This is a genomic window from Leucobacter sp. M11 (assembly GCF_035726885.1).
GTDB lineage: Bacteria > Actinomycetota > Actinomycetes > Actinomycetales > Microbacteriaceae > JAPFRB01.
The window spans coordinates 547,814-555,641 of record NZ_JAPFRB010000001.1; the positions used below are offsets into that span (position 1 = coordinate 547,814).

Annotated in this window: 9 protein-coding genes; 3 read left to right on the top strand and 6 right to left on the bottom strand. The window is 69.4% G+C overall.

The window, feature by feature from the left end:
• The 4 genes from rph to OOT08_RS02815 form a co-directional block, all read right to left on the bottom strand.
• On the bottom strand, window positions 1-668 hold a 668-nt coding region (rph, locus tag OOT08_RS02800), incomplete at its 3' end, for a ribonuclease PH (RefSeq protein WP_325091023.1).
• A gap of 53 nt (window positions 669-721) precedes the next feature.
• A complete protein-coding gene (gene murI / locus OOT08_RS02805) occupies window positions 722-1,546 on the bottom strand; it encodes a glutamate racemase (RefSeq protein WP_325091024.1) in 825 nt (274 codons plus the stop codon).
• A 55-nt stretch (window positions 1,547-1,601) separates the two neighbouring features.
• Window positions 1,602-2,195, bottom strand: coding sequence for an isochorismatase family protein (locus OOT08_RS02810; RefSeq protein ID WP_325091025.1), 594 nt, complete (start codon window positions 2,193-2,195; stop codon window positions 1,602-1,604).
• A gap of 85 nt (window positions 2,196-2,280) precedes the next feature.
• A complete protein-coding gene (locus OOT08_RS02815) occupies window positions 2,281-3,171 on the bottom strand; it encodes a DNA-methyltransferase (protein WP_325091026.1) in 891 nt (296 codons plus the stop codon).
• A 137-nt stretch (window positions 3,172-3,308) separates the two neighbouring features.
• Between OOT08_RS02815 and OOT08_RS02820 the strand changes: the two genes are divergently transcribed.
• The gene (locus OOT08_RS02820) at window positions 3,309-4,142 is read left to right on the top strand and encodes a sulfurtransferase (protein WP_325091027.1); all 834 of its coding nucleotides are present in this window, start codon (window positions 3,309-3,311) and stop codon (window positions 4,140-4,142) included.
• Here OOT08_RS02820 and OOT08_RS02825 read toward each other — a convergent pair.
• Entirely contained in the window at window positions 4,139-4,627 is a 489-nt protein-coding gene (locus OOT08_RS02825) for an Lrp/AsnC family transcriptional regulator (RefSeq protein WP_325091028.1), read from the bottom strand. The two genes, OOT08_RS02820 and OOT08_RS02825, sit on opposite strands and share 4 nt — an antisense overlap.
• Before the next feature lie 203 nt (window positions 4,628-4,830).
• On the opposite strand from OOT08_RS02825, the gene ald reads away from it, so the two are divergent.
• Window positions 4,831-5,955 carry an alanine dehydrogenase gene (ald, locus tag OOT08_RS02830; RefSeq protein ID WP_325091029.1) on the top strand — a complete coding sequence of 375 codons (1,125 nt, stop codon included), beginning with the start codon at window positions 4,831-4,833 and terminating at the stop codon, window positions 5,953-5,955.
• Window positions 5,956-6,001: 46 nt separating this feature from the next.
• Here the strand turns inward: ald and OOT08_RS02835 are convergent, their stop codons facing one another.
• Entirely contained in the window at window positions 6,002-6,142 is a 141-nt protein-coding gene (locus OOT08_RS02835; protein WP_325091030.1) for a hypothetical protein, read from the bottom strand.
• A 382-nt stretch (window positions 6,143-6,524) separates the two neighbouring features.
• Here OOT08_RS02835 and OOT08_RS02840 point away from each other — a divergent pair.
• A partial coding sequence (locus OOT08_RS02840; protein WP_325091031.1) for an MFS transporter occupies window positions 6,525-7,828 on the top strand: 1,304 nt, incomplete at its 3' end.

Here is a 7,828-nt window from a genome sequence, read left to right on the forward strand (position 1 = left end):
ATCGCGTTCAGTTCGTCGCGGTTGAAGGGCGCGCCCTCGGCGGTGCCCTGCACCTCGATGAAGTCGCCGGAGCCGGTGACGACGACGTTCATGTCGGTCTCGGCGCGCACGTCCTCGGTGTAGGCGAGGTCGAGCATGGGCTCGCCGTCGATGATGCCGACGGAGACCGCGGCGACGGAGTCCTTCAGCGGCTGGGCTTTCTTCGCGATGAAGCCGCGCTCGCGGCCCCAGGCGAGGGCGTCGGCGAGGGCGACGTAGGCGCCCGTGATCGCGGCGGTGCGGGTGCCCCCGTCGGCCTGGAGCACGTCGCAGTCGATGACGATGGTGTTCTCGCCGAGGGCCTTCATGTCAACGACGGCGCGGAGGCTGCGGCCGATGAGGCGCGAGATCTCGTGGGTGCGGCCGCCGATCTTGCCCTTGACGGACTCTCGGCCCATGCGCTCGTTGGTGGAGCGGGGCAGCATGGCGTACTCGGCGGTGACCCAGCCGCTGCCCTTGCCGGCCATCCAGCGGGGCACCCCGTTCGTGAAGGAGGCGGTGCAGAGCACGCGCGTGTTGCCGAAGGAGATCAGGGCGCTGCCCTCGGCCTGGGTGGACCAGCCGCGCTCGATCGTGACGGGGCGGAGGTCCGAGACGGTGCGTCCGTCGACTCTGGTCGTTTCGCTCATGGGGAGTGCCTCAATCTGTGTGCGGGGATGTGTGGATGAATCAGGGTGCGGACTTAGGGCGTGCCCGGGAGCGCGATGACGCCGGTCGGGGTGTGGTCGACGTGGGACACGTCGACGCCTAGGAGCCGGTTGGCGAGTTCGCTGAAGGCCCGGGTGTCGGTGCCCGTGGCCTCGTAGCGAATGGTCGGGGGCAGGGGGCTGTCGCGAAGCAGGTTCCGGTCGGTGAGCAGCCGGTAGACGTCGTTCGCGGTTTCGATATCGCTCGACACGAGCGCGACCTCGGGGCCGACGATCTGGGAGATCGCGCCGCGGAGGAAGGGGTAGTGGGTGCAGCCGAGCACGAGGGTATCGATGTCCTGGGCGATGAGCGGTTCCAGGTATTCCCCGGCGATGCGCAGCACCTCCGGCCCGGTCGTCTCCCCGGACTCGACGAACTCGACGAAGCGGGGGCAGGCCTGCGTCGTCAGGGAGATCTCGGGGCGCATGCTGAATAGGTCGTCGTAGGCGCGGGAGTTGATCGTGCCGACCGTGCCGATGAGGCCGACCCGGCCGTTTCTCGTGATCGACATCGCGCTGCGCACCGCGGGCTGGATGACCTCGAGCACGGGGATGTCGTAGCGCTCGTGGGCGTCGCGGAGCATCGCGGCGGAGGCCGTGTTGCAGGCGATCACGAGGGCTTTCACGCCCTGCTCGACCAGCTGGTCGAGGACCTCCAGGGAGTAGCGTCGCACATCGGCGATCGGCTTCGGCCCGTAGGGCGAGTTCTGGGTGTCACCGACGTAGGTGAGGGACTCGTTGGGGAGCAGATCCCGGATCGCTCGCGCCACGGTGAGCCCGCCCACCCCGGAATCGAAAAGACCAATTGGCGCGTTATTCACCCTTCTACCCTAGCGCGCGTCCCGGGCCGGACCCCGGGCATCCGGCCCGCCCGGCTCAGGATTGCCGGATCTCGACGCCCGCCCCGGCGAGTTCCTTGAGCGCCGCGACGCTCGACTCGGTGGCGACGCCCGCGACGAGGTCGCTCAGGACCCGGACGCGGAGCCCGGCCTCGATCGCGTCGAGGGCCGAGGCGCGCACGCAGTAGTCGGTGGCGATGCCGACCACGTCGAGGGCCGTGACCCCCGCCTCGAGGAGGATCTCGGCGAGCGCGCGACCCGAGGGGTCAACGCCCTGGAAGGCGGAGTAGTCGGGGACGCCCTGGCCCTTGCGCAGGTGCACATCGATCCGGTTCACGTCGAGGGCCTCGTGATAGGCCGCGCCCACCGTGCCCGCCACGCAGTGCCGGGGCCAGGTGGTGACGAAGTCGGGCTCGGCTCCTGCCGCGGCGAAGTGGCCACCGTTGTCGCCCTCCGCGTTGTGCCAGTCCCGGCTCGCGACGACGAGGTCGTATCCCGCCGCCTCCCCCGGGGTCCGCGCGGCGAGGAGTTCGGTGATGCCCGCGGAGACGCGGTTGCCGCCGTCCACCCCGAGCGCACCCCCCTCGGTGAAATCGTTCTGCACGTCAACAATCAAGAGCGCTGTGACCACGGGAACTCCTCGGCTCGGGGCGGGGCCGCGCGCAGGCCCGCCCGGCGCCTTCCATTCTGACAAAGAACGACGGAAAAGGCCCGCGTTAGGAGCCGGTTGCCCGAATCGTTTCGGGGGCGACGACGAAACGGGCCTGCTCGCCGAGGCGCTTGGTCATCACGGACAGCGCCTCCTGGTTTTCGTCGACGAGCACGAAGCGGCGGCCCAGCGCGGCGGCCGCGGCGCCCGTGGTGCCGCTGCCGGCAAAGAAGTCGAGCACCCAGTCGCCCTCGTTCGTGGAGGCCTGCAGGATGCGGCGCAGGATGCCGAGGGGCTTCTGCGTCGGGTAGCCCGTCTTTTCCTTGCCGGTCGGCGAGACGATCGTGTGCCACCAGACATCCGTTGGCATCTTGCCGCGGGCCGCCTTCTCGGCGGTGACGAGCCCCGGCGCCATGTAGGGTTCGCGCTCCACGGCATCCGCATTAAAGGTGTAGTTCTTAGGGTCCTTCACGTAGACGAGGATCGTGTCGTGCTTCGACGGCCAGCGGGTCTTCGGCTTCGCGCCGTAGTCGTAGGCCCAGATGATCTCGTTCAGGAAGCACTCGCGGCCGAAGAGGGCGTCGAGCAGCACCTTCGCGTAGTGCACCTCGCGATAGTCCAGGTGCAGATACAGCGTGCCGGAGTCGGCGAGCAACCGCCAGGCCTCCTCCAGCCGGGGCTCCAGAAACGTCCAGTAGTCGGCGAAGGCGTCGTCGTAGCTCAGGGCGATGCCGCGGATCGTCTCGTAGCTGCGCCCGTGGAAGCCCACGCGCGTTCCGGTCGCGGAGCGCACGGACTGGGTCTGCGGCCGCGACTGGATGCGACCCGTGTTGAACGGCGGGTCGAGATAGATCAGGTTGAAGGCCCCGTCGGGCAGCTGGCTGAGGACCTCCCCGTTCTCACCGGAGATCACGAGGTTATCGCCCTCGGGAGTCCAGAGGGAAGGGGGAACGGTCATGGCCCCATCGTAGCGCGGGGGCTGATTCAGCCCGAGCCGCTGTGGAACAATGAAGCCGTGCCGGGAACGCACCCGCGCTCCCCGGCGCACGAACCCCCAGGCGCGCACCCGGTGGCGCCGGAACGAAGGAGTCCCCCGTGTCGATTCTGATCAGCGCCGCCGAGCTGCGCGCGGCGCTCGCCGTGCCGGAGCACCGGATCCGCGTCCTCGATGTGCGGTGGAGCCTCGGCGGCCCGCCCGGCATCGGCCTGTTCCGCGAGGCGCATCTGCCCGGGGCCGTCTTTGTTGACCTGGAGACCGAACTCGCCGCACCGGCGAGCGCCGAGGGCGGCCGTCACCCGCTGCCCGCCCCCGAGGCGTTGCAGGCGGCGGCCCGGAGCTGGGGCCTCAACGACGGGGACCGAGTCGTCGCCTACGACGGCGGCGGCAACCTCGCCGCGGCCCGCGCGCGCTGGCTGCTCCGCGACGCCGGGGTGGCGGAGGTCCTCCTGCTCGACGGCGCGCTGCCCGCCTGGATCGACGCCGGGTACCCCGTCGAGTCCGGGCTCGTGACCCCGCCGCCCGGCACGGTGACGCTCACCTCCGGTCGGCTGCCCCGCCTCAGCATCGACCAGGCGGCGGCGCTCCCCGAGGCCGGGGTGCTGCTCGACGCGCGCGCCCCCGAGCGCTTCCGCGGCGAGACCGAGCCCATCGACCCGCGGGCCGGGCACATTCCGGGGGCGCGCAACGCCCCCGCCGCCGAAAACCTCGACGGCTCGGGCCGGTTCCGCTCCCCCGAGGAGCTGCGGGCACGCTTCGCCGCGCTCGGCGTGACACCCGGCACCCCGGTCGGCGTCTACTGCGGCTCGGGGGTGACCGCCGCGGCCACCGCAACGGCCCTGGAACTCGCGGGCTTCGCGCCCGCGCTGTTCCCCGGTTCCTGGTCGCAGTGGTCCCAGGACCCGGCGCGCCCCGCGGCGACCGGCGCCTAGATCGGGCGGATCGGGTTGGAGTGGTGCGCGAAGACGATGCTCGTGCGGGTCGAGGACACCGCGGAGTGCGCGGAGAGGTGCTCAAGCACGAACTCGCGGACGTGATCTGAGTCTCGTGCGGCGAGCTGGATAATGAAGTCCTCGACGCCGCCGAGGAAGAACAGCTGCATCACCTCGGGCAGCTCGCGGAGCTCGTCGCTGAAGGTGGAGATCTGTTGGCGGGCACCCGGCCGAATGGTCACGCTCACGAGCACCTGGAGGTGCGCGCCGAGCGCGACCGGGTCCACCGCGGCGGTGAATCCGGTGATGACGCGACGGCTCACGAGGCTGCGGACGCGGGCCACGCAGGTCGACGCCGCGATGCCCACGCGTTCGGCGAGTTCACTGTTGGTCATGCGGCCGTTCGACTGGAGCTGCGCCACAATCTCGCGGTCGATCTCGTCGAGGCTCTCGCCACCTCGAAGATTCTTCGTGTGTTCGCCCATTCCTCCGCCTTTTCCGAAGCCTTACCGGTCAAGTATCGACTATTTCCGCATAAAATTCTACGATTTCCTATCGGAAACGAATATGTTGCACAATTTACAGTGAACACCTGGGCGGTCAGCGCTTCCCCTCGAGCATAACGGGGGAATCCGCGCGGCCGAAGCACTCGCCCCGGGACCAACCACCAGCACAGATGGAGCGACACATGCGCGTCGGTATTCCCACCGAGATCAAGAACAACGAGAACCGCGTTGCGATCACTGAAAGCGGCGTTTTCGAGCTCAGCCGCCGCGGGCACGAGGTTCTGATCCAGGCGGGCGCCGGCATCGGCTCCGCCATCACCGACGAGGCCTACGTCGCCGCCGGTGCCACCATTGTCGACACCGCGGACCAGGTCTGGGCCGACTCCGACATGATCCTCAAGGTCAAGGAGCCCATCGAGGCCGAGTACGACAAGATGCGCGACGGCCAGGTGCTCTTCACCTACCTGCACCTCGCCGCCTCGCGCCCCTGCACCGACGCCATCGTCAAGGCCGGCACCACCGCCATCGCTTACGAGACCGTCCAGCTCGCCAACCGCGGCCTGCCGCTGCTGGCCCCCATGTCCGAGGTTGCCGGTCGCCTGTCCGCGCAGATCGGCGCGTACCACCTCATGAAGCCGGCCGGCGGCCGCGGCGTGCTGCTCGGCGGCGTGACCGCGACCCGCAAGGCCAAGACCGTCGTCATCGGCGGCGGCGCAGCCGGCGAGCAGGCCGCTCGCGTGGCCTACGGCATGGGCTCCGACGTCACGATCATCGACATCGCGATCCCCCGCCTGAAGCAGCTTGAGGACGAGTTCAACGGCGGCATCCAGACCCGCACCTCGAACGCCATGAACATCACCGAGGCGCTCAAGGAGGCCGACCTCGTGATCGGCTCCGTGCTCATCCCCGGCGAGAAGGCTCCGAAGCTCGTCACCGACGAGATGGTCGCGCAGATGAAGCCGGGCTCCGTGCTCGTCGACATCGCGATCGACCAGGGCGGCTGCTTCGAGAACTCGGTTCCCACGACGCACGACAACCCCACCTTCCCCGTGCACAACAGCATCTACTACTGTGTCGCCAACATGCCCGGCGCGGTCCCCGAGACCTCCACCGCCGCGCTGACCAACGCCACCCTCCCCTACGTCGTCGCCCTCGCCGACAAGGGCTGGGTCAAGGCGCTGGCCGCTGACGAGGCGCTCGCGAAGGGCCTCAACGCGCACAAGGGTCAGATCACCAACCAGGGCGTCGCCGACGCACTGGGCATGGACTACGTCCCCGTCGCCGACGTGCTGGCCGCCAACGCCTAAGCACCCGGATCGCGCCTCGGCGCACCAGCCGAAGCCCCCGGTCGTTCTACACGGCCGGGGGCTTTTCCGTCCCCGCCAATCGCTCGTCCGGGTCCCGCCCGATGAGCTCGGCGACCTGGGCGCGCGTCAGCGCGGCAAGCCGCTCGTTTCGCAGCGCGATGGTGCGACGGAGGTGCCGCTCGAGCACGAGGGTCTCCGTCGCACGGCCCAGCACCCCGAAGGGCGCCGCGAAGGCCAGCCGGTCCTCGACGAGCGTGCCGCCCGGGCCGAGCGCCCCGAGGTGACTCCGGCGACCGCCCGCTCCCCCGTGTGGGCGAGCGAGAAGCGGTGTGCGTCCACGCTCAGCGAGAGGTCGAAGGCGTCGGCGGGCACGAGCGGCAGGTGGCTGCGCAGCAGGAAGGAGCGGGTCACGAGCCCAGCGTAGCCCCGCGGCACCTGCCGGGCGGTGCCGATGCGCGAAACCTTAGGCTCCGCTAAGAAGCGGGCCGCGGCATTGCCGCGGGCGGGCGCGGCTTCCTACGCTCGGGCTCACGGGAGGGACACCCCCTCCCCACACTCAAGGAGGAGTCGTGGCGAGAAGCATCGAAGAACGCAAGCGGGAGCGCCGCGTTGCGGGCAACATTTTCAAGGGCTCCGTGGGGAACCTGATCGAGTGGTACGACTGGTACGTCTACGCGGCCTTCTCGATCTACTTCTCGGCGGAGTTCTTCCCGAGCGGTAACCTCACCGGCCAGCTCCTCAACACGGCGGCCATCTTCGCCGTCGGGTTCCTGATGCGCCCCGTCGGCAGCCTCTTCTTCGGCCGCTACGCGGACCGGCACGGGCGCAAGGCCGCGCTCACGCTCTCCATCACGATCATGGCCGCGGGCTCCCTGATCATCGCCTGCACCCCCGGCTTCGACAGCATCGGCGTGGCCGCCCCCATCATCCTGGTCTTCGCCCGGCTCCTGCAGGGGCTCTCCCTCGGCGGCGAGTACGCCACGAGCGCGACCTACCTCTCGGAGATGGCCTCCACGGGCCGCCGCGGCTTCTACTCCAGCTTCCAGTACGTCACCCTCATCTCCGGGCAGCTCACCGCCCTCGGCGTGCAGATCGTCCTCCAGCAGTTCCTCACCGCCGAGCAGATGGGCTCCTGGGGGTGGCGGATCCCGTTCGCGATCGGCGCGCTCGGCGCGCTCGCCGTTCTCTGGCTGCGCCGCACGATGGAGGAGTCCACGCACTTCACGCGGCAGAGCACCGCCCAGCGCAGCTCGGCGGGGAGCCTGCGCACGGTGGCGAAGTACCCGAAGGCCGTTGCCACGGTCGTGGGCCTCACGATCGGCGGCACGGTCGCGTTCTTCTCCTTCACCACCTACCTGCAAAAGTTCATGGTGAACACCTCCGGGATCGAGAAGGAGACCGTGAGCCTCATCAACTTCGTCGCGCTGCTCATCTTCATCGTGCTGCAACCGCTCGTCGGCGCGCTCTCCGACCGGATCGGCCGACGCCCGATCCTGCTCGCCTTCGGCTTCCTCGGCGCGGTCATCACGATCCCGCTGTTCCGCACCCTCGCGGGCACCACGGATCCCGTCATCGCCTTCCTCCTCATGATGGGGGCGCTGGTCGTCGTCTCCGGGTACACCTCGATCAACGCGATCGTGAAGGCGGAGCTGTTCCCCACCGAGATCCGCGCGCTCGGCATGGGCTTCCCCTACGCCATCACGGTGGCCCTCTTCGGCGGCACCGCGGAGTACATCGCGCTCGGCCTGAAAAACATCGGGCTGGAAGAGGTGTTCTACGTCTACGTGGCCGCCTGCTGCGCGCTCGGCTTCCTCGTCTACTTCTTCATGGGCGAGTCCTCGAAGACCTCGCACATCGAGAAGGAACACCGCGA